Consider the following 21,995-nt stretch of genomic DNA (forward strand, 5'->3'; position numbering starts at 1 on the left):
ATTCTGTATTAAATTATTGGATATTCTTTTGGTTAGACCCTTCCTTTGAGCGCATTGAAAACCCAGGCAATGGCAAAAAAACCAATACCTACCGAAGCAAAGCCCCAGCCTGCAATTTCATCATATCTAAAAGCTCCCAGCGCGATCAAGGCAAGACCTACGAAAATCATTATAAAAGTAGCCCAGGCCAATACCGTGTTCTTATTCATTCCCATATCTTGTTAGTTAGGTTTTAGGTAACTGTAAATATCGTAAATTTTAGGTGAAAATATCGTGTAAGCCTTGATTTTATTGTTCAAAAGGGAACTTGATGCCATTTTTGACCCGTATGGTTTCCAATAATTCTGCTAGGTCCAAACTGTTTTTATGACTCCAAAGATCACTTTGTAACTTCCCTTGTTTTAAACAAGAATGTACTTCCTCCACTTCATAGGTATAACCAAAACCGGGCGTAGGTAATTCAACATAATCTGCATCATCCCCTTTTTTAAATGTATAACCCTGGGCAATGTGCCATTGGGGACTAAGGAACAAAGCCCCTTCGCTACCCGATATTTCTGCTTCCATTTTTGAACCGGAAGTAAGGCCACTGTATAAAATCGCTTGTGCCTTAGGGTATTCGAATATCATCGAGGTTTGTACCTCTACCCCTGTTTTATAAAATTTGGAAGATGTTTTTATATGTTCGGGCATACCCAAAAACAAATAAGAAAGAAAAATAGGATATATACCAATATCCAACAAAGAGCCTCCACCTAATTCGGGATTCAATAACCTTCCTTCCTCTGGTCTATCCAAGGCATAAAATGCAAAATCGGCATGTAAATAACCTAATTCCCCAATTTCACCGGCCTCAACCAAGGCTTTTGCTTTTCTTATTGAAGGATTAAAACGTGACCAAAGCGCTTCCATAAGAAAAACCTTGTTCTTTTCTGCTACCGAAATCATTTCTTCCACATCCGAACGATCCATGCCCATCGGTTTCTCACAAAGCACACTTTTGCCATGGTTCATGGCCTTAATACTCCATTCTTTATGTCCCGTATGCGGTGTGGCGATATAAACAACATCTACCTCATCACATTCAAATAATGCTTGGTACGACCCAAAAGCATGTTTTGCTTGATGTTGTTTGGCGAAAGCATCCGCTTTATCCATACTTCTTGATGCAACTGCGATAATTTCAGCATCATCTACCAAATTAAGGTCATTGGCGAATTTTTGGGCTATTCCGCCCAAACCTATAATTCCCCATCGTATCTTTTGTCCCATATTCATTTTAAATTATACCCAAAAGTAATCAATTTTACTCCTTATCTTTAACCGAATATTTTACAAATCCGATAGTATATGGACATAAAGTTCAACAAAAACGAAGATCAAAATAAATTGCAATTATCCGAGTTACGCAAGCGACTGGCCCAAGTGAAATTAGGTGGTGGGAAAACCCGTATTGAAAAGCAGCACAAACAAGGAAAAATGACCGCTCGGGAACGTATTGCCTTTTTGTTGGATGATGACGGGAACAGCCTGGAAATAGGTGCTTTCGCCGGAGAGGGAATGTACGCGGAACATGGGGGATGCCCTTCTGGTGGGGTAATTGTGAAAATAGGACATGTACAAGGAAAACAATGCATTGTAGTGGCCAATGATGCCACTGTAAAAGCGGGAGCTTGGTTTCCCATTACCGGAAAGAAAAACCTTCGCGCCCAGGAAATTGCCATTGAAAATAGATTACCCATTATTTATTTGGTCGATAGTGCCGGAGTGTATCTTCCCTTACAGGATGAAATCTTCCCGGACAAAGAACATTTTGGACGCATCTTTAGGAATAATGCCATCATGAGCAGTATGGGAATTACCCAAATTGCCGCTGTCATGGGAAGTTGTGTGGCAGGGGGTGCTTATTTACCCATAATGAGCGATGAAGCTTTGATCGTGGACAAAACAGGAAGCATATTCCTTGCCGGTAGTTATTTGGTAAAAGCAGCTATTGGCGAACAAATTGATAATGAATCGCTCGGTGGTGCAACCACCCACAGTGAAATAAGTGGAGTTACGGATTACAAAGCGCTTGATGACAAAGACGCCTTAACCAAAATCAAAAACATCGTAGATAAAATCGGGGATTTTGACAAGGCTGGATTCAATCGGAAGGAGGCCCAAAATCCCAAAGAAAATGCTGATGATATTTACGGAATTCTTCCCGGCTCCAGGACAGACCCTTACGATATGCATGATATTATCGAAAGATTGGTCGATAATTCCGAGTTTGAGGAATATAAAGAAGGCTACGGAAAAACCATTCTCACCGGTTATGCCAGGATTGATGGGTGGGCCGTTGGCATCGTGGCCAATCAACGAAAAGTGGTGAAAACAGCTAAAGGGGAAATGCAATTCGGGGGAGTTATATATTCCGATTCCGCGGATAAGGCCACACGCTTCATTGCCAACTGTAACCAAAAGAAAATCCCATTGGTATTTTTACAGGATGTCACCGGGTTCATGGTAGGTAGTAAAAGCGAACAAGGCGGAATCATAAAGGACGGGGCTAAAATGGTAAATGCCGTTAGTAACTCGGTGGTACCAAAATTTACGGTTGTGATCGGAAACAGTTATGGTGCCGGTAATTATGCCATGTGCGGTAAAGCGTATGATCCTAGACTGATCGTAGCATGGCCAAGTGCCGAACTTGCGGTTATGAGCGGTAATTCTGCCGCAAAGGTTCTATTACAGATAGAAAAAGCCTCTTTAAAGAAAAAGGGAGAGACGATTACCAAAGAAAAAGAAGAGGCCCTTTTCAGTAAAATAAAGGAACGTTATGATGATCAGGTTTCGCCCTATTATGCCGCTGCCCGTTTATGGACAGATGCTATCATAGACCCATTGGATACCCGTAAATGGATATCAATGGGAATAGAAGCCGCTAACCATGCGCCTATTGAAAAGCAATTTAATATGGGGGTTTTACAGGTTTAATTCCCCTGATGCGATTTTACTCTGGGTATCAGCAATAGTTCCGTCTGCCTACCATTTACATAGCGAAAGCCATTTTCACCATAGAACCCCGCTTCTTCGAGCATAATACGAATGTCACGTTTCCATTCGGGAATAGTGATGGTCGTATTCAATTCAATGGCATACACCGTATTGGGATTTAAAGGATAGTTTTCCCCATCATCTTTCATTACCCCTCCTTGCGCATCCCACATACCAATTGTTGTACCTGCCGAATGCCCATATAACCCCAAAGGATGGGTATAAATGGCCGGACGAAGTCCTTCTGCCTTGGCATCTTGCAATGCTTTGGCCAAAATTTCATTTCCCGTTCTGCCTTTGACCATATTGGTTGTTAAGAAATCCTGTACTTTGTTTCCGGCCATCAATCCGTCAACAAGAAATTTAGGAGCTTTTTTCTCCTCTGGTTTCAATACATATGCCAATTCCTGGCAATCGGTATTCAGGCGCAAATAAGTAATACCAAAATCACAATGCAACAAATCCCCTGGACGGATTACCATATCATCGGGCCTACCTGAAAAGGAATACAAATGATCAACAAGTTCCTCACTCGTTCGTTGTACATCGACTGTAGGGTGGAACCATGTTTCCAACCCCATATCGGTCACTTTTTGCCGCATCCACCACTCAACCTCAGTTGTAGTGGTAACTCCGGGTGTAATTACTTTTTCAGAAAATGCCTCTGCAATGATATCATGTGTAATGTCTACCAATTGATTATAGATGACCATCTCCCGTTCCGTACGAGTCTCGATCCAACGAACCGCCAACTGTTCCGCTGAAACCACTTTTTTATGATATGCCTTAGGTAAATTGTCCATGAATGCATCATAATCGGTCTTATCCAATCCATCGGCAATATTGTGGTCTTTAGAAAAATTAAGCCCTATTTTAGACGGATTCCTTTCCGAGATCAATTGCATCAATCGTTTCCATTGATCAGGTTCTTTTTCCTTATCCCAGGCAGAAACAATATTCTCTCCCACATTATAACGGGCAACTGCCAACTTTTCTATGTTATTCTTCGTCTTATCCCTGTAAAAAAGCAAGATGGTTCTTCTTCGCGCGTTTAACCATGTTGCCGGCAACATGGTTCGTAAAACCGGATCTTCATTGTATTCCCGTGAAATAACCACCCACAGATCAATATCGCTTTCATCCATAAGACCAGGCAATAGGTTGTTGAATCTGTCCGCCAATATTTCATCAACTATTCTGGCCCGTTCATTCTCGGGAAGAACCTGTTGGGAATATGCAGTAATGGAAAAGATGGTGAATAAAAAGTATGCGATTTTTTTCATAGGTTGGTTTTAGCTATGAAAATACAAATTAATCTTGCAATTAAAATCGGGTCACTTTAAAATTTCCTGAAGGGTCTTTTGTCTAGACACCTTACCATTGACAGTTTCCACGAATTTTTCAACAAAAAAGATATCCTTGGGAACTTCGTGTTTTTCCAATGTCGCCAAAGTCTTTATCCTTTCCGAAAGATCGGTATCTTCGTTTTTCCCTTCAATCAAAAGAATCAATTTTTGCCCTAATAGGTCATCTGGTACACCTGTAACAAAATATCTTTGATCTAATACGGAACTAAGTTTTCTTTCAATCTGTTCAGGTAATAATTTGATCCCTCCTGAGTTTATCACATTATCATACCTACCCAACCATTTGAATTCTTTGTCAGAGACAAGTTCCACGATATCATTTGTAACGATTCGCTCATTATTCAAGTTAGGTGCATTAATAACAAGACAATTTCTTTCATCCTTTTCGATGGAGATGTTGGGCAATGTCTCAAAACAGTCCTTGACCCCATTGTTTATTTTCTTTACGGCGACATGGGTTATGGTCTCCGTCATTCCATAGGTCTCGTATATATCCGTCATTTTATCCTGGATCTTTGTTTTTAGGGCCACTGATACCGGAGCACCACCGACGATCAACGTTTTGATATGGTTGATCTGATCCAAAGAGTTTTCCAATTGCAGGGGAACCATGGCACAGAAGTGATAACAACGTTCCAGATCTTTCAATGGAGTCGAGGAAGGTGGCACCCAATCCAATTCCAAACCAAGTACCATTGACCTTATAAACATCATTTTACCTGCAATATAATCCCCAGGCAGGCATAATAAGGCAGACTGCCCCGGCCAAAGATCAAAATAAGCCCCTGTGATTTTGGCCGAATTGACCATATGCTGTTTTTTTAAATAAATCACCTTGGGTTCGCCAGTTGACCCTGATGTTTTTACGGGGATAAAATCGTTCTTATCGATCCAATCCAATAAAAATTCCCCCATGGCCTTTTGGTAGGGCTCCCCCTCTTTGATCAAGCTATAGCTTATTTCCCCTAGATCTTTGTATTCAATGGATGCCCCATTCCATTTGAACTTATAGTGAATATCCCTATACATGTGCTTCTTCTGTGTTTTGTGCTAAAAAAATTTCCTTATCCATCACTTTTCCAGTAAGTCTTTCCTTCCAATTGGTCCACCCATATTTTTTAGAGAAAATCAACAACAGGATCGGATAGATTACCAGTACCGGAATAAAAATATCCCATCCTAAAGTGGGTTGTGATACGTCTTTATAAATTGAGTTGGTCTGAAAAGCGGTCCAATCGGCGGTTACCAGTAATGCTGCCGTAAGGTTGTTCGCTGCATGGAAACCGATAGCCAGTTCAAGTCCTTCATCCATCAAGGTCAAAATCCCTAAAAAGAAACCTGTTCCAATATAAAAAACCATGATACCGTATCCTATTTTACCTACTTCCGGATTCGCGGCATGCATAACCCCAAAGAGTACAGAGGTGACAATCAAGGGCACCCATCTATTCTTGGCAAGGATACCTAAGCCCTGCATCAAATGTCCCCGGAACATATATTCTTCAAAACTGGTCTGTAAAGGCACCAGGACCACGGCCATGACAAATAGTACCAAAAAAGGAATGGGCTTAAAATTGAAGACATAATCCTCGGGCGATAACATAATATCGGCCAACATCATAACGGCTGTAATACCTCCCCACAATGAAAAAGCGAATATTATCCTTTTCCAATCTACCTTTTTACGGGATGTGGTCAAAGAGGTAATCGACTGCCCATGCACCAAATATACCCATCCAAGAATAATGAAAAACCCAGCAACCAAAGGTCCTATGGCCAAGATGAAAAATGCATTGAGCCCTATTTTATCAATGATATTCTTCATCATCACATCGGTATCTACCGGGGAATTAATGGTCATAATGTAATTGGCCACCATCATCGCTGAAAAGCCCAAGATAGGAACCCAATATTTCCACATTCCTAAATTACCTTTGTAACCTTGTTCTATAAACATAAATTCTCTATTAAATTCGGTTGCCAACCTTTATTCTTTCGGCTATAAATATATCCTTTTTCCACCTGTAGCGGGCCTTCAAAATTATTGGTATACAACCCGCCTGTACCCAGACCTTGAGGCATTGTATTATTTAAGGTGTACGTCCATTGGGCAATGGCATTCAAACCGATATTACTTTCCAACGCGCTGGTGACCCACCAACCAATACCCAAACGTTCCGCAATTTCAATCCACTCACCACTTCCCCTGAAACCCCCGACCAATGTTGGTTTTAATATAATATACTGGGGTTTAACAGTTTCCAACAACTTTTCTTTCTTTTTAATATCGACCACACCGATCAATTCTTCATCCAAGGCTATGGGTAAGGGTGTTTTTGCACATAGGTCCTTCATTAACAGAATATTGCCTTGACGTATGGGTTGTTCAATGGAATGTAATCCAAAATTAGCCAATTCATTGAGTTTATCTAAAGCTTCAATGGGTTTAAAAGCCCCATTGGCATCGACGCGCAGTTCTATCTGTTCTTGTGAATACTCTTTACGTATTGCCTCTAAGAGGGAAATTTCGGCCCTAAAATCGATGGCCCCTATCTTTAGTTTTAAACAACGGAAGCCCTCTTCCAATTTTTGTTGTATCTGTTCCAGCATATAAGATTCATCACCCATCCAAATGAGTCCGTTTATAGGTATTCGGGCTTCGCTTTTTGTAAATGCCGATGGAAACAAATCAAGGAAATCCTCAGAATTTAAAGACAAAAAAGCCTGTTCCACAGCAAATTGAATACTAGGAAAGTCTCGTAATTCGTCTAAAAGATATGGTAAACCCTTTTGTATATGCCTGCATGTCCATTCAAGTTTTTCCTCAAATCCGGGTACATCGTCAAAACTAAGGCCTTTGAACATACCGCATTCCCCAATCCCATAGTTACCATCTTTCCTTATTATTAGGAACCAAGTTTCCTTTTGTGTAAGGATTCCGCGCGAAGTACCACTGGGTCTTTTAAAATCTAACGTATATTTTTTTACTGAGGCCTGCATTCGTTGCTGTCAAATTTAACTATATTTTAGGTCTAAAAAACAAAGAAATGCAAAGTATCGAAGGTAAAGTGGTATGGATTACGGGAGCGTCCTCCGGTATAGGTGAAGCACTAACCTATGCATTAAGCGAAAAAAACTGTAAACTGATCATTTCCGCTAGAAACGAAGAAGCATTACAGCGCGTTAGGAACAATTGCGCAAAAAAAGACCTAGTAAAGATCTTACCATTGGATTTAGGGAATTTTGAAAACATGGGGCAAACTGTGGAACAAGCCCTTTCCTTTTATAGCTCCGTGGACATTCTCATTAATAACGCGGGAATTAGCCAGCGCTCATTGATTATCGATACCGGGTTCGAAGTTTATAAAAAATTGATGGACATCAATTACCTCGGGACCATTGCATTGACCAAGGCCCTTCTACCCTATTTCATCCAAACAAAAAAAGGACATTTTGTTACCGTTACCAGTTTAATGGGTAAGTTTGGATCACCCTATAGGTCTGGTTATTGTGGGGCCAAACATGCGCTTCATGGTTTTTTTGATGTTTTGCGAATGGAGCATGAAAAGGATGGGGTCTCCGTTACCTTGGTTTGCCCTGGTTTTGTACAGACCAATATTGCGAAAAATGCCCTCACAGGAGATGGTAGCGCTCAGAAAAATGATGATGTCCCCACTCAAAACGGACTTTCGGCTACAACTTTCTCGAAAAAAATGATAAAAGCCATTGAGCAGAAAAAGTTCGAGGTATACATCGGAAAAGGAGAAACCAAAGGCGTTTACCTAAAAAGGTTTTTTCCAAGACTATTGCACAAAATGGTCCTAAGAAGCCAGGTCAGATAATCATAGAACCACCTATCTCCAGTAAATGTAATTTTTTTCCGGTTTTCTTGAATTCATCAATGGCCACGGCATTATCAATTTCAATATAACCGAAAGTATCGTAATGATACCCTAGGATATTATCGCATTCCACAAAATCAGAAGCTAAAATCGCATCATTGATACCCATGGTGAAATTGTCCCCAATCGGTAAAACGGCAAGATCCAATTTCGTACTCAATGGAATCAGTTTCATATCCATTGTCAAAGCGGTGTCGCCGGCAATATAGATGTTTTTCCCTTCAGTAGAAAGAATGAATCCACCGGGTTGGCCACCATATGACCCATCAGGAAAAGATGAAGTATGAATGGCATGAACATATTTGAGTTTTCCAAAATTGAACTGCCACTGACCACCATGGTTCATCGGGTGTACTTTTATTCCCTTTGTCTCATAATGTGTGGCGATCTCAAAATTACTTACAACGATCGCACCAGAGGCCTTGGCAATTTCCTCTACGTCTAAAATATGATCTTGATGTGCGTGGGTTACAAGAATATAATCGGGCTTAAGATCGGTAATATTGATTTTTCCGGAAGCCTTTTCGTTTCCTGAAATAAAGGGATCTACTAAAATGGATGCTTTTTCAGCTTCAATCAAAAGTGAAGCATGGCCTAAGAACGTTATTTTCATTTTTGAAGTTTTTGGTACTTCAAAGTTACAGAACTCTTACTTAAAATTAAACCAGTAGCGCACACCTTCCGATGTTTTATCTACATTTAAATTAGTCTGTAACTGATTCGCCAGTCTATTCATTAAACGAATACCCATGGAAGCTTGAGCGCGTTCATCGGTATCATCGGGCAAACCAACCCCATTATCGGTATATTCAAAAAAGCCTTCTTGACCGTTTTGTTTTCTGATATGGATATAGATCTTACCATTTTCCTCGTCATGTGGAAATGCATATTTAAAGGTATTGGATACCAATTCGTTCAAAATCAACCCAAAAGGAATGGCCCTATCAATATCTAACTCAACCCCCTCGGCATCTATGGTGATATTGATATTATGACCGCCTTTTTTATAGACCGATTGAACGCTATTGATCAAACTTTCAATATATCCTTGCATTTCAATTACCGAAAGGTCATCGTTTTGATAAAGTTTCTGGTGTATAAGCGCCATGGCCTTTACCCTGCTCTTACCTTCTTCCAATGCAACGATGGCTGCCTTACTACGCGTATTTTTGGTTTGTAGGCTCAATAAACTTGAAACCATTTGTAGGTTATTCTTAACCCTATGGTGAATCTCTTTTAATAGGGAATCTTTCTCTTTTAACGAATTCTCGATGATATATTTCTGCTCGGCGATCAATCGTTGGTTTTTGATACTTTTTAAATAGGCATACACAAGTCCGGCAAATCCCATTAAGGTAAATACCAGTGAAATGAAAACAAGGTTTATTTTTTCATCCTGAGCGGTCATTTCCAGCCTTTGTAGTTCCAAGTTCTTTTTCTGTTCTTCGAACATGGCCTGGGTATTGGCCAGATCCCTACCCATAACGGTGGCCAATTGTTGTGTACGTAATTCAGATTCATTTACGTCTATAGAATCCCTGATCCTCATATTACGCTTTAAATACGCGGCTGAATTTTGATAGTCTCCTGTTTTATCATAATAAGAAGACAAAAGGCGATTTCTTTTTAAGATATGGGCCGTCTTCGTTAAGCTCAAATCCGAACTCAAATACTCCACTGCCTTTTCATAATTCTCCAATCGAAGATAGCAATTCGCAATTTCAAGGGTGTTCTCAACGATATCGGAAGAGTATTTCCCTTTGCTATTCTCTGAAATCTGTTGAATACTTGATTCCAAAAAAGGAATGGCCACCTCATACTGGCCAAGTTGGGAATAACATTTTCCGATATTACCGTCAATGACCCCCATAAGGCTATTTGCACTAATAAGCTCACTTTCGGATTTAACGACTGTTATATTGTTTAAATACACGGTTAAATGCCCCTTGGCCTCCTTATACTTATTAAGGGCAACGGAAGGGGAATTATCCAAACGTAAATAATTACCGATATTGTTGTGGTATTTGGCCTGACTGAATTCATCATCGTCGGGAAAAGTCTTCCTAACTTCGATAATATAGTCTTTCATGGCCTTTCGGTGTAACCCCAAATTAGAATAGATATCATAAAAAGCGATATCCTCTGTTAAGCCAAGGTCTTTTTTTTCTTTTCGGATATCAATTTGTTCCGCATAAAGGGCCAATTGCGAATATGTACTATCCATCAACCCCAATAACTTGGCCTTGAAATCAAGTTCCAACTGATCCTTTTCATCATACAGTTCGCTGGAAATGGCCAAACTTTTATCGTAATCACCTAGATCATAATAAACTTGGGATTGCATAAGCATATAATGCTTAATGGCCATAGAATCCTTATCTTTTATGGCTTCGTTCAGATACTGGTTTACCGAATCTAACCAATCATAGGCAGAATTCTGCTTATATCGGTTAGGTGAACCGAAAAAATATGAAAAGCGTTGGGCGTGCTGGTCCTGATTCTTAAAATTAAGATACACATCATCGACCAATGGCACAGAGTCCTGTGAATGAATTCCGGGAGCTATAAATAAGCAAAATATGCTTATGATCAAAGATTTGCCAAGCAGCTTTTTCATACGTAATATAAAACCGAACTTACTCGTGATAAATCGGTTTCATTAGATTTTAGTTGTAAACGCCCGTTCATAAGATAACATACGTGTATCGATAGAACGAAATTTTACAATAGTGATTGTCCTCGTTTCAATAATTTCTACCATAATTACATAGAAAACCCTGCTGTATACTAAAAAACAACTGGATTCCCTTGTTTTTAAACCCACAAGACACAATCCTTATGGGATAGTGCTTTTAGGTAAGTAATACGGTAAGTTTTGGGAACTTATAAAGAGAAACAAAAATATGATTTCATTGCCCGTGTCGCTAGAACAATGTTGTGAAACCCCCGTTTTCTGTTGCGAAAAGGCAAAACCGAAAACCACTATGCATTTCATCGTGTTTTTCATGCATTTCACAGAATGCTTGTAGGAAAGAAAATTGATTTTATATCGATTATAGCATATTCTGCAAACGCATGGTTTTTTTAAACTAAAAAGAGCCCTGTTTTACAACAAAGCTCTTTTACGAGAACACTATATGAAAATGAAAAAATTATTTACTTTTTAAATGCAATTCCTTGTTTTGAATCACATGGCTAATATATGCCCAAGTTCGAGTTCCTGAAACTTATTGTTGTGAAGTAGGTGATTTATGTGGTGAGGCCCTTTAAAAAATGTTGTAATAAAAAAGAGGTGCTTTGTGCACCTCTTTTTCAATAGATAAAGCTTTTCGTTAAGAATTCATTGCTGATATGATGAATTCTTTAAAATCTTTTGAAATAGGGATAAGGTTATTGTTGATCATTATATCCTTTGAATTGATGGCATCAATATGATCCACATTCACGATATAGGATTTATGTGCCCTATAGAATTTGTTCTTGGGCAATTTCTCCAAATAATCCTTTAAGGGAGAACGTACCAAAAATTTCTTGTCGACCGTGTTTACTTCCAAGTATACATTATCCGCCTTGATAAATTGGATATCCCCGAACTGAATTCGATAATATAAATGTTGTTTCTTAACAAAAATAGAATCCTTAAGTACGGAATTGGACATGGGCACATCATCGTTCGCAACATTTTCTGGTGCAGCGCTCTTGTTGGTGCCGTATGTAAAGTTCGAAAGGGCTATTTCTATGGAAGTATAAAGATCTTGTTGCTCAAAAGGTTTTACCAAATAACCATTGGGTTTTACCGTCTTCGCATTTTCAACAGTGGCCCTGTCCGAATTGGAAGTAACAAAGATAAAAGGTATATCATAATTCTCACGAATATGCTTGCCCAGATCTATCCCAGTTTTATCAGATGCCAAAATAATGTCTATCAGAACAAGATCCACTTGCTCCGTTTTCAAAACTTTTTCAGCTTGTTCATACACTATGACATTGTCTACAATCTCATAGCCGATTTCTTCAAGCATCGATTGCATATCGTCGGCAATAATCACATTATCCTCAACGATCAATATTCTAATAGGTTTTTCCAAGACATTTATGGTTTAGTAAGTTATTACCCAAAATTACAAAAAATATTATTACCCAAATAAAACAAGAGGGAAAGGAAAAATATACTAATCGCCAACACCTTCAATTCGGGGTCCAATAAAGATGGATCACCAGTTTTAACAACCCTTTTAAGCTGTAATACTATCGGAATAAAAACAATTAAAGGAAGAAGCTGAAAATAACATTGGTACTCCAAAATCAAATAGACCAATAAACTTATCAGGCCTATCGCAATCAAGAAGGTATGATAGACCTTACCTTTTTCAAAACCCATTTTTACCACCAAGGTATTTTTGTTCGATGCCTTGTCCGATTCGTGGTCCCTAAGGTTATTGAGGTTAAGTACCGCTGTACTCAAGGCCCCTATGGACATAGCCGGTAATATCGCCGTTAATGAAATACTCTTGGTAAATAGGAACATGGTTCCCAGAACAGCCAACAATCCGAAGAAGAGAAAAACAAAAACATCTCCCAAACCTCGATATCCATAGGCCGAAGCCCCAACGGTATATTTAATCGCTGCCCAAATACTAAAAGCCCCTAAAGCCATGAACAAGAAAATATATCCTAGGTTTTCAGGTCCGAAAGCTAGATAGACCACGGCGACCACAAAAATTATATTGATGATTATCGAAATGACAATACCTCGTTTCAGCACTTTCCTGGTCAATAACCCGCTTTGTAAAACCCGTTTCGGGCCAATACGGTCTTCATTATCGGTACCTTTGACCCCGTCTCCATAATCATTGGCAAAATTAGATGTTATCTGAAAACCGATGGCCGTACATAGTGCCAAGATAAAAATGGTTATGTCGCTACTGCCCTGAAAACCGGCCAAAGCAGTACCTACCAAAATCCCGGATACGGAAAGAGGAAGTGTACGTAATCGCGCAGCGTTTATCCAAGTAGATAATTTAGGCAACCTAGTAAGGGTCTTCTATTTGTAGTCGTTTCCCATCTTTGTAGGAGGCAACGAATGCGTCGTTGAATCCTAAGTTAACCAACTGCTTACGAAATTTCTGCGCTTCTTGAAGCGTTTCGAAATTGCCTAACGAGTATGAGTAAAACGGATTGGTCTTAACAAAAAGTGTGTTGGTCAAAGCCTCGGAGGCCAAAGTAACATTATTATCGACAAATGATTTTACCTGAACTGAATAGATGGTTTCCTTATCCAAAAAACTCTTGGCCAAGTAAAATTCCTTCACCAAGCTCAATTCCTCATTTTGTTTCCTAAGATTGTCGATACGGGCCTTATGCGCCTCTAAACTATCTATGGAAACCAAAAGGTTATTTCGGTTCTCCAAACTATTCGAAGTACTAAGCCCTGCGGTATAGGTGGTTATTCCAAATGTACCAACTAGAAACAGTCCGGTGATCACCGCCAGTACATTCCGTTGTACCTTACTTCTTTTCAGTTCCTTGTTCTTTATTTTAATTTGATCTAGAAGACGTTCGTTTATGATCTGCGCCTTGTCTATATCCTTATGCAATTCCAATAAATCGCTTTCTTCTATAAATGGCATGTAATGTTATGTTTTTAGGGGTCTGATCGGTTAAAGGTAACCAAAAAAAATTAATGATTTTAACATTTAAAAAATATCAAGCAATAAAATTAAAATTTTTGCCCATTATATCCATACTTTGCAACAAATTTCTTAGTACAGAACTGATATTCATTACCTTAGGCCATTATACAAGTAGGTTTTGCCCCCTTCAGGTACCTATGGCATAAATACCGTCACTCTTTATCTCGATCTTTCTTGCCTTATAAAGTGTACCTATTCCTTTTTTAAAGACTTTTTTACTCATTTGCAGCTCTTCCTTGATCAATTCGGGATCGGACTTGTCGTGAAGACCCAAATACCCTCCATGGGCCATTAGCTGCTCGTAAATCTTGTTTGCTGCAGGTTCCAAGATCTTTTCCCCCAAGGGCTGCAACGAAACATCTATTTTATTATCGGGACGTATTCTCTTAATAACACCTTTTGTATTGTCCCCTATGGATATGGTCTTGAAAATCTCATTGAGATATACCAAGCCTTTGTGCAGGTTGTTAATGATCACCTCGTATCCTAATTCGGTTTTCCTGGCAACCACCAAATCTACCACATCACCTTCTTTGACCGATAAGGTATCGTTACTCAAGAACCTGTCTATTTTGTTAGAACCCACCAATCTATTGCTCTGTTGATCCAAATAACAATAGACCACATACCAATGGCCTTCTTGCATTTTATCTCGCTGTTCCCTAAATGGCACCAAAAGATGCTTTTCAAGTCCCCAGTCCAAAAAGGCTCCATATTCATTGACCTCAACGACTTTCAACAACTGAAATTCATTTACGAGTATTTCAGGCTCCAAGTTAGTGGCCACGGGCCTTTCAGAATGATCAAGATAACAGAATACGGTCAATGAATCCCCTATTGCATAATCCTCGGGAACGTATTTGTTGGGCAATAGAATATCATTGCCTTCACCATCCCCTAAAAAAAGTCCCACACTGGTATCCCGCAAGATTTCAAGTGTATTATATGTTCCCAATGCTATCATATTGCAAAAGTAAGGTTTAAAAGTGTTGGCATAAAAAAACCGCCCTTAAAAAGAGCGGTTTCATTTATCTTTAATCGTATTGCCTACTAGTAAACAGATTGTTTTTTGAAATGCTTACAAAGCATATAGTAAACCACAGCTCTATGCTTGTTTCTATTGGATGAACCATATTTGTCCATAACGGTTTTGATACCTTCCATTAGTTCCGGGCTATCGCTCATCCCTAATTTTTTCATCAAATAGTTTTTCTTAACGGTTTCCAATTCCTTTTCATCGGAACCTGAAACTTTAGAAGCATCGATATTGTAAATAGATGGGCCCAAACCAATAGTTACTTTGGTCAAAAGGTCCATGTCTGCAGCTTCACCGAATTTATCTTTAATGTCTTCGGCATACTTCTTGATCAAATCGTCTCTTTTACTCATAATAGTTAGTGTTCTTATAGAATATGATTAATAATACCCGAAGATATAAAATCAAAGTATTCCATCAAAATTTTATTGTTCAATGTTCTAGGGGTCTTAATCTCCAAAAGCTTGGGTATTGTTGAAGATTCGAAGAAATCATCCAGTTGATCGTTCAAGGCGACTTCATCTTTCACCGAGCAATAATCCAGACCGTACATTTTACATAAATGTGCCGCATCCAAACCATGTGTGGTTTCAAAATAGGTGGCGTAGGTTTCAGTTTCTTCCTTTCCGGGAAGGATCCTGAAAATCCCCCCTCCCTCATTATTGATTACGATAATCCTAAAATCGGGCCTTAAGTACTTGTTCCATAATCCATTACTATCATAGAAAAAACTCAGGTCCCCGGTAATCAACACGGTTTGTTTACCATTGGCCATTGCTGCCCCCACTGCCGTGGATACACTCCCATCTATACCACTAGTGCCTCGGTTGCAAAAAACCTCAAGGGAAGGTTTTAAATCAAATAATTGGGCATACCTTATGGTAGAACTGTTCGCCATTTGCAATTGCACCCCTTCGGGCATTTTCCCAAAAATGTTTTTGAAAACCAGAAAATCAGAAAATGGGATATTCTTTATATACGACTCCCTTTTAGCCTCATAAGCCGATTTAAACCGATCCCAAAACTCAAAATACTCACTATCGACATGAACTGATTTGGGCATGAATCGATTAAAAAAACCGTTGGCATACTCTTTAAAATGGTGGTTTAGGGCGAAAAAAGTATCATTTGCCCTTAATGGATCTATATGCCAATGCTGCGTAGGTTTATATTTTCTTAAAAATGCCTTGATTTTTTTAGATACGACCAAGCCGCCGAAAGTAAGTAGGATATCTGGTTGTAGCGCTTTGAACATTTCTTCGGAATGTCCCGATTTTTCAATAGGGGCGATAATACTATCGATACTTGGAAAAAAATTGGGGTGGTGCAGGTTCGAAGTAGTTTCGGTCAAAACAATGACAGAAGGATCGGTTCCCAAACTATCCAAGAACTTTTCTTCTATGGAATTCGGATAATTGACCCCTACCAAGACCATTTTACGCTTGGCCGAATTCCATTGCTTTGAAAATTCCTCTAGATTCTCAAGTATTGCATCTTTTTCATGGCTAACCTCACAATTCGGATATACAGTGGGCTTGGTCACCTTATCATACAAGGGCTCTTCCAATGGCACGTTGATATGCACGGGCAATCGGCGATCAATAGCCAAGTTCATGGCCTTGTTCAAAAGCTCATCGTTATACTCCTGTATGCCCATCTGAAGCTTTTCAACCTCACCATCCATAGTTTCAGGTGCATATTTCCTTACTTTCCCGGTAGCATGGGAGACATCTTGTTTCAAATTGGCCGAATACCCGATATGGCGATCAAAAACATGATCTTGACGAATGGTTTGTCCGTCCCCCACATCGATCTTATAAAAAGGACGGTCTGCAGATATGAGCACCAAGGGCACTGTACTATAAAAAGCTTCTGCAACTGCAGGATAATAATTAAGTAAAGCACTCCCAGAGGTACATAGGACAGCTACGGGCCTTTGCCATTGTTGGGCCATACCCAATGCAAAGAAAGCGGCACTGCGTTCATCAACAATGCTATAACAATCAAAATAGGGATCTTCAGTAAATCCTATGGTCAAAGGGGCGTTTCTGGATCCAGGGGATATAACAATATCCTTTATGCCTTTGGCCTTACAATGCATGACCACAGTTTGGGCCACAGGTATGCTCGAATAGTTCATTAAAACAAAAATACAACCTCCGTTGTTCTTAACCCAATGTTCAATTAAATACTGTTAGTCGGTAATTACTTGTAAAATGGTATTGCTTTTGGCGACCGTTTCTTGCCATTCTTTCAGAGGGTCGGAATCTTTGGTGATTCCACCACCAACAAAAACGGTGGCCTTTGCGTCGGTAAATTTCATACAACGCAGGTTCACAAACAGTTCTGTAGCCGTCTTTATCGTTTTGTACGACTTATTTTCCTGGTTACGTTGACTTCTTACCCTTGAAACTTCCTGCTTAAAATTCAATTCACCCAAAAACCCTGTATAATATTCCCGATCATACTGTTCAAATTCCCCAATGAAGTTTTTTGCAGGTAATAAAGGCATGCCACATACGGCCGGGGTAGGATGAAGCGCCCTAATGATGCTCGAAAGGTTATTTTGGAACACAGCAGTTATTTTGGTACGTAAATGCCATAGGTTACCAGCTTTGGACGATTCTACTTCCGATTGCCTTATTCCCGTAACCTTATCCTGTAGGGCCTTGTTTATGTATTCGGTGACCATTCGCTGTTCTTCCAATTCTTTTTGCCCCCAAACCGGCTGTTCCCCCTCAATAAAAGCCTTTGTACCGGCCAATGACATGGTCGTTAAACTGTTATTGGAGGTTCGTAGCAATATCTCTGGGGTGGCCCCCAACCACATACCAACTTTAGGATGGTACCATAAATAGCAAAATGCCCTATCGTAGGTGTTCAATAATCGTTGAAAAATAGCTAAAGGCGAATTGGCACAAGCTACCTCCTGTTTTCTGGATAGCACGACCTTATCAAACGTACCCTTTCCTATTTCCAGGATACCTTGCCTTACTATCTGTACGTGATGTGCTTTTTCCTCCCCTGCCTCCTTTTGCTCATTAACACTTAATCCCTTCGGCAGTTTTTCTTTTACAAAATCGGCCTTCAATTGCTCGTGCAAAGGCAATAATATAGTGGGACTTTCAACATTGAAAGGCGCAAAAACAAATCCTTTTTCACTAAAATCCCGCACATGGTGCAGCTCGGCATCCTTTTGCAAAATGGCATGTACCTCCTGTGCATTCGGTTTTCGGTAGATTACAAAAGGTAATTCTAGGGATAACTGCCCCTCTACCCTATTCAAAACATCTTTCAACATTCTATTCTTTGGGTAATGCGATCGTTGTCAATTTACAGATAGATATCAACTGATCATCGGCATCGGTAATCTTTATATCCCACAATTGCGTGGTTCTACCCTTATGTAAAATCGTGGCTTTGGCGAAAACATCACCGGATTTTACACTTTTGACATGGTTGGCCGAAATTTCAATACCACGTACAAAGAATTTCTGGGCATCCAGGAAAATGTAGGAAGCCATACTACCCACACTTTCAGCCAAGGCGACCATGGCCCCACCATGCAACACACCATCGGGTTGGTGCACCTTGGGGGTTACCGGCATTTTACCCACTAAAAAATTTTCCCCTATTTCAACATACTCAATTTCCAATGTTTGCATTAAAGTGTTCTTCGAAGACTCGTTGCAAACCTTTAGGATCTTATCTTTGTATTCGTTCATCTAAAGATTTTTTGTAAAATTAAGCATAACTTAGGCAACAACATCTCGCTGAATAATCATATTTACATGAAGCAGGTTGAAAAACTGGTGACATTCCAAACAACGAATTCATATACAACGCTAAATTCGCTCTCGGACAAAACGAAGAATGTTTGGCTCGTTTTTCATGGTATAGGATATCTAAGCAGATATTTCCTTAAATATTTCAAGGACCTGCCATGCGATGAAAATTACATCATTGCCCCACAAGCTCCTTCAAAATATTATCTGAACAATGAATATCGCCATGTAGGTGCCAGCTGGTTGACCAAAGAAAATACAGCCTTGGAAACCATAAACGTACTGAATTATTTAGATGCGGTTTTCGATAGTGAAAATCTTCCACCTTCCTGTAATTTGATAGTTTTCGGATATTCCCAAGGTGTTTCCATTGCCACACGTTGGGTAAAACACAGCAAAATAAAGTGCCATCAATTGGTTTTATATGCCGGAGGAATTCCCAATGAACTGCGCCCGGGCGACTTTGATTTCCTGATCGAAAACAACACCAAAGTCACGGCCTTGGTAGGCGACCAAGATGAATACATCAATGCCGAACGACTACAAAAGGAAAAGGAGCGGATAAAATCACTTTTCAGCGGGAAGGCAAAATTCAAGATTTTCGAAGGCAAACATGAAGTAAAAAAAGAACTCCTTCAGCAATTTATTTAATATGGAACAGTTTCCTACGCTTACGACCGAACGTTTGACCCTTGATCAAGTCAAAACTTCCGACATTCCCAATATAATTGCATATGCGGGTAATATTAAAATCGCCGAAAACACCCGAAGTATTCCTCATCCTTACCTTGAAGAAAATGCCATCGCATGGATCCAAATGACCAATTCCGGTTTTAAGGAAAAAGACAATTATATGTTTGGCATACGATTAAAAGATTCTCCCGGATTGATAGGTGCGATCGGACTTGACATCAACAAGGAAAACAACCGAGCGGAATTAGGTTATTGGTTGGCTGAGGACTTTTGGAACCAAGGTATAACCACCGAAGCGGCAAAGGCCATACTTACCTTCGGATTCGATAAACTGAAACTCAACAAAATCATTGCCGTTTATTTAACCACCAATGAAGCATCGGGCAGGGTAATGGTCAAAAACGGAATGGTCAAAGAAGCGGTATTCAAGGACCATGATATCAAAAGAGGTCATACTATTGAAGACGGCATCTATGTTTCCTTGATTCAATATAGAATGACAAAAAGTGAATATGAATCCCTCTAACCCATGGACCCTATGCAAAACAACCTTTCCTTTACCCTGGAAAATGAAATGGTAAGACTTGAACCGTTGACCTTGGACAATTATAAGCACCTTATCCCCATTGCTTGCCAAAAAAAGTTGGTACAATATTCCCCCTCTGATATTGAAACTCCCGAGGCCTTGAAAAAATATGTGGAAACTGCCTTGCAGCAAAAAAAGGAAAAGACCAGTATCCCTTTTATCGTGTTTGACAAGAAAAACCAACACTATGCCGGTTGTACCCGATTCATGAACATAGATTGGAAAAACAAGGTGCTTCATATCGGGTCTACTTGGATCGGCAGGGAATTCCATGGTACGGGACTCAACTCCCAAATGAAAGCCCTAATGCTCGGGCATGCCTTTGAGAAAATGGGATTCGAAAAAATCGAATTCAGGATAGACGAACGTAATATGCGCTCACGAAAGGCGGTTGAAAAATTAGGCGGAATACTTGAAGGGGTGTTGCGCAAAAATGTATACCTCTTAGACAGATTTAAGCGAAATACCTGCTGTTATGGTATTTTAAAGGAAGAATTTAACCAAGGATCATAAAAAGCAGTTGAACCATGAAACAGAAAATCGCCACTATTGCCTTGATCGTAAAAGATTATGATGAGGCTATCTCATTTTATACCCAAAAATTAGGTTTCAAGGTTCTGGAGGATACCACTTTAGGTCCGGATAAAAGATGGGTACTGATCACTCCTCCCAAATCTGATGGTGCCACCTTACTTTTGGCCAAGGCCACAACCCAAGAAGAAATACGGTGTATCGGCAACCAAGCCGGGGGCCGCGTATTCCTGTTTCTGCATACCGATGATTTTTGGAGAGACCATAAGCACATGAGCGAGAACGGGGTGGTCTTCAAGGAAGAACCAAGACAGGAAGCCTATGGCACGGTAGCGGTGTTCAAGGACCTTTATGGCAACCTATGGGACCTTATAGAACCTAAATCCTAGTTACTCTTCTTTCTTCTCGGTAACTTCGTCTTCGTAGTACTTTATTTTTCGGGTAGTATAGGAATTTTCAGGAGTAATGATCTCTTTGATCCAGTTACCTTCTTCCCCATTATCGAATTGGTATATGTATTCTTTTACGGCTACCGACTTCCCTCTTTTGGTAACTGATTTCAAGAGCATTCCTTTTGCATCGTACTCATAGGTAATGACCTCTTTGGGGGCAAATTGATTTTTATTGGGATCGTTTACAAAATGGGTTTCCGATAGTAATTTCCCTTGTTCATCGAACACCTCTTCCAGAGCGCTTTGTGGTTCCCCTTCCAAAAACTTCTTGGTCAATATTACCCTTTGTTTTTGCTTGTTTTTACCTACTTTGACCGATTTGCGAATAGATTTGATAACGGATCCGTTCAATTCATGGATCTGGGTCTGCTCCCCACGGTATTCCGAATAATCTATCAATGTTTCGTCGTTACCATCATTATTGGTACGTATTATTTTTGTCAGAATGGTATCCGCATTATAGATATATTCATAACGATCCAAAAACTCCTTATCGTAAGAGATTATCTTTTCAGTGACCCTACGTTCAGGAACCGTATCTACCTCATAGAAATTCGCGTAGGAGGTACTGCGCTCAAAAACATTGTTCCTATAATTCTCAAAACGCTTTTCCGCAAGCTCCCCTCCCTTGTATTTATAATAGGTAACATCGTAATCACTTTCGTTATATCGGGTAACCGATTTCGTTAATTTTCCCTGTTTATCAAAATCATAAGCCTCCTTGCCATACTTGGTACTTACTAAGCACGATTTTACGGGACCTTTTAGGTCAAAATCGGAAATTGTGAAAATCCTGGGTTCTTGTCCTTGCCCTATAGCGACAAAGCCAAAAAGGGCAACGATTATCCAAGAATGTAAAAAAGTAGACGCGTAATTTTTTACCATATACCAAATGTACTTTATAATACTGC

The 21,995-nt window shown here is 39.7% G+C and carries 23 protein-coding genes; 6 read left to right on the top strand and 17 right to left on the bottom strand.

Annotation, left to right across the window (positions count from 1 at the left end; all coding sequences use genetic code 11):
- Positions 1–32 precede the first annotated feature (32 nt).
- Positions 33–215 carry a CAL67264 family membrane protein gene (locus R3X28_RS16615; protein WP_154366663.1) on the bottom strand — a complete coding sequence of 61 codons (183 nt, stop codon included), beginning with the start codon at positions 213–215 and terminating at the stop codon, positions 33–35.
- 73 nt (positions 216–288) lie between these two features.
- A complete protein-coding gene (locus R3X28_RS16620; protein WP_317665839.1) occupies positions 289–1,272 on the bottom strand; it encodes a Gfo/Idh/MocA family oxidoreductase in 984 nt (327 codons plus the stop codon).
- Positions 1,273–1,350: 78 nt separating this feature from the next.
- Between R3X28_RS16620 and R3X28_RS16625 the strand changes: the two genes are divergently transcribed.
- Positions 1,351–2,979, top strand: a complete 1,629-nt coding sequence (locus tag R3X28_RS16625; RefSeq protein WP_317665840.1) for an acyl-CoA carboxylase subunit beta — start codon at positions 1,351–1,353, stop codon at positions 2,977–2,979.
- On the opposite strand, the gene R3X28_RS16630 is transcribed toward R3X28_RS16625, so the two are convergent.
- Genes R3X28_RS16630 through R3X28_RS16645 form a run of 4 tightly spaced genes read right to left on the bottom strand, consistent with a single transcriptional unit; the run spans position 2,976 to position 7,406 of the window.
- Positions 2,976–4,322 carry a M24 family metallopeptidase gene (locus R3X28_RS16630; protein ID WP_317665841.1) on the bottom strand — a complete coding sequence of 449 codons (1,347 nt, stop codon included), beginning with the start codon at positions 4,320–4,322 and terminating at the stop codon, positions 2,976–2,978. The two genes, R3X28_RS16625 and R3X28_RS16630, sit on opposite strands and share 4 nt — an antisense overlap.
- Before the next feature lie 51 nt (positions 4,323–4,373).
- Positions 4,374–5,435 (bottom strand): AMP-binding protein, encoded by a 1,062-nt coding sequence (locus R3X28_RS16635; RefSeq protein WP_317665842.1) that lies wholly within the window; start codon positions 5,433–5,435, stop codon positions 4,374–4,376.
- Positions 5,428–6,363: a CPBP family intramembrane glutamic endopeptidase gene (locus tag R3X28_RS16640; protein ID WP_317665844.1), complete on the bottom strand. Its 936-nt coding sequence runs from the start codon at positions 6,361–6,363 to the stop codon at positions 5,428–5,430. The genes R3X28_RS16635 and R3X28_RS16640 overlap by 8 nt, the downstream gene beginning before the upstream one ends.
- Entirely contained in the window at positions 6,354–7,406 is a 1,053-nt protein-coding gene (locus R3X28_RS16645) for an o-succinylbenzoate synthase (protein WP_317665845.1), read from the bottom strand. Before R3X28_RS16645 ends, R3X28_RS16640 begins: the two co-directional genes overlap by 10 nt.
- A gap of 47 nt (positions 7,407–7,453) precedes the next feature.
- On the opposite strand from R3X28_RS16645, the gene R3X28_RS16650 reads away from it, so the two are divergent.
- A complete protein-coding gene (locus R3X28_RS16650) occupies positions 7,454–8,248 on the top strand; it encodes an SDR family oxidoreductase (protein ID WP_317665846.1) in 795 nt (264 codons plus the stop codon).
- Here R3X28_RS16650 and R3X28_RS16655 read toward each other — a convergent pair.
- From R3X28_RS16655 to R3X28_RS16700, 10 genes are all read right to left on the bottom strand, one after another.
- Positions 8,241–8,921: a metal-dependent hydrolase gene (locus tag R3X28_RS16655; RefSeq protein ID WP_317665848.1), complete on the bottom strand. Its 681-nt coding sequence runs from the start codon at positions 8,919–8,921 to the stop codon at positions 8,241–8,243. The genes R3X28_RS16650 and R3X28_RS16655 overlap by 8 nt on opposite strands.
- 36 nt (positions 8,922–8,957) lie before the next feature.
- Positions 8,958–10,925: a sensor histidine kinase gene (locus R3X28_RS16660; RefSeq protein WP_154366645.1), complete on the bottom strand. Its 1,968-nt coding sequence runs from the start codon at positions 10,923–10,925 to the stop codon at positions 8,958–8,960.
- A gap of 715 nt (positions 10,926–11,640) precedes the next feature.
- On the bottom strand, positions 11,641–12,396 hold the full coding sequence (locus tag R3X28_RS16665; protein WP_154366643.1) for a LytR/AlgR family response regulator transcription factor: 756 nt from the start codon (positions 12,394–12,396) through the stop codon (positions 11,641–11,643).
- Between the two features lie 23 nt (positions 12,397–12,419).
- A complete protein-coding gene (gene menA / locus R3X28_RS16670; protein ID WP_317665851.1) occupies positions 12,420–13,337 on the bottom strand; it encodes a 1,4-dihydroxy-2-naphthoate octaprenyltransferase in 918 nt (305 codons plus the stop codon).
- A 1-nt stretch (position 13,338) separates the two neighbouring features.
- Positions 13,339–13,938, bottom strand: a complete 600-nt coding sequence (locus R3X28_RS16675) for an SPOR domain-containing protein (protein WP_154366639.1) — start codon at positions 13,936–13,938, stop codon at positions 13,339–13,341.
- 190 nt (positions 13,939–14,128) lie between these two features.
- Positions 14,129–14,965, bottom strand: coding sequence for a S1 RNA-binding domain-containing protein (locus tag R3X28_RS16680; protein WP_282056086.1), 837 nt, complete (start codon positions 14,963–14,965; stop codon positions 14,129–14,131).
- Positions 14,966–15,051: 86 nt separating this feature from the next.
- Positions 15,052–15,390: a DUF2853 family protein gene (locus R3X28_RS16685; RefSeq protein ID WP_154366635.1), complete on the bottom strand. Its 339-nt coding sequence runs from the start codon at positions 15,388–15,390 to the stop codon at positions 15,052–15,054.
- A 14-nt stretch (positions 15,391–15,404) separates the two neighbouring features.
- Complete coding sequence (menD, locus tag R3X28_RS16690) at positions 15,405–17,177, bottom strand: 2-succinyl-5-enolpyruvyl-6-hydroxy-3-cyclohexene-1-carboxylic-acid synthase (RefSeq protein ID WP_317665856.1); 1,773 nt, start codon at positions 17,175–17,177, stop codon at positions 15,405–15,407.
- 54 nt (positions 17,178–17,231) lie between these two features.
- Entirely contained in the window at positions 17,232–18,338 is a 1,107-nt protein-coding gene (locus R3X28_RS16695; protein WP_317665858.1) for a chorismate-binding protein, read from the bottom strand.
- A 1-nt stretch (position 18,339) separates the two neighbouring features.
- Positions 18,340–18,762 (bottom strand): PaaI family thioesterase, encoded by a 423-nt coding sequence (locus R3X28_RS16700; RefSeq protein ID WP_154366629.1) that lies wholly within the window; start codon positions 18,760–18,762, stop codon positions 18,340–18,342.
- Positions 18,763–18,828: 66 nt separating this feature from the next.
- Here R3X28_RS16700 and R3X28_RS16705 point away from each other — a divergent pair, with 66 nt between their 5' ends.
- The 4 genes from R3X28_RS16705 to R3X28_RS16720 are packed head-to-tail and all read left to right on the top strand — an operon-like array spanning position 18,829 to position 21,021.
- Positions 18,829–19,473 carry an esterase gene (locus R3X28_RS16705; protein WP_317665861.1) on the top strand — a complete coding sequence of 215 codons (645 nt, stop codon included), beginning with the start codon at positions 18,829–18,831 and terminating at the stop codon, positions 19,471–19,473.
- Position 19,474: 1 nt separating this feature from the next.
- Positions 19,475–20,041: a GNAT family N-acetyltransferase gene (locus R3X28_RS16710; RefSeq protein ID WP_317665863.1), complete on the top strand. Its 567-nt coding sequence runs from the start codon at positions 19,475–19,477 to the stop codon at positions 20,039–20,041.
- A gap of 12 nt (positions 20,042–20,053) precedes the next feature.
- The gene (locus R3X28_RS16715; RefSeq protein WP_317665865.1) at positions 20,054–20,614 is read left to right on the top strand and encodes a GNAT family N-acetyltransferase; all 561 of its coding nucleotides are present in this window, start codon (positions 20,054–20,056) and stop codon (positions 20,612–20,614) included.
- Between the two features lie 14 nt (positions 20,615–20,628).
- A complete protein-coding gene (locus R3X28_RS16720) occupies positions 20,629–21,021 on the top strand; it encodes a VOC family protein (protein WP_154366622.1) in 393 nt (130 codons plus the stop codon).
- Here the strand turns inward: R3X28_RS16720 and R3X28_RS16725 are convergent, their stop codons facing one another.
- The gene (locus R3X28_RS16725; RefSeq protein WP_317665867.1) at positions 21,022–21,969 is read right to left on the bottom strand and encodes a hypothetical protein; all 948 of its coding nucleotides are present in this window, start codon (positions 21,967–21,969) and stop codon (positions 21,022–21,024) included. It lies immediately after the preceding gene.
- Between the last annotated feature and the right edge of the window lie 26 nt (positions 21,970–21,995).

It is taken from the genome of Maribacter sp. TH_r10 (assembly GCF_033101095.1).
GTDB classification, from domain to species: domain Bacteria; phylum Bacteroidota; class Bacteroidia; order Flavobacteriales; family Flavobacteriaceae; genus Maribacter_A; species Maribacter_A luteus.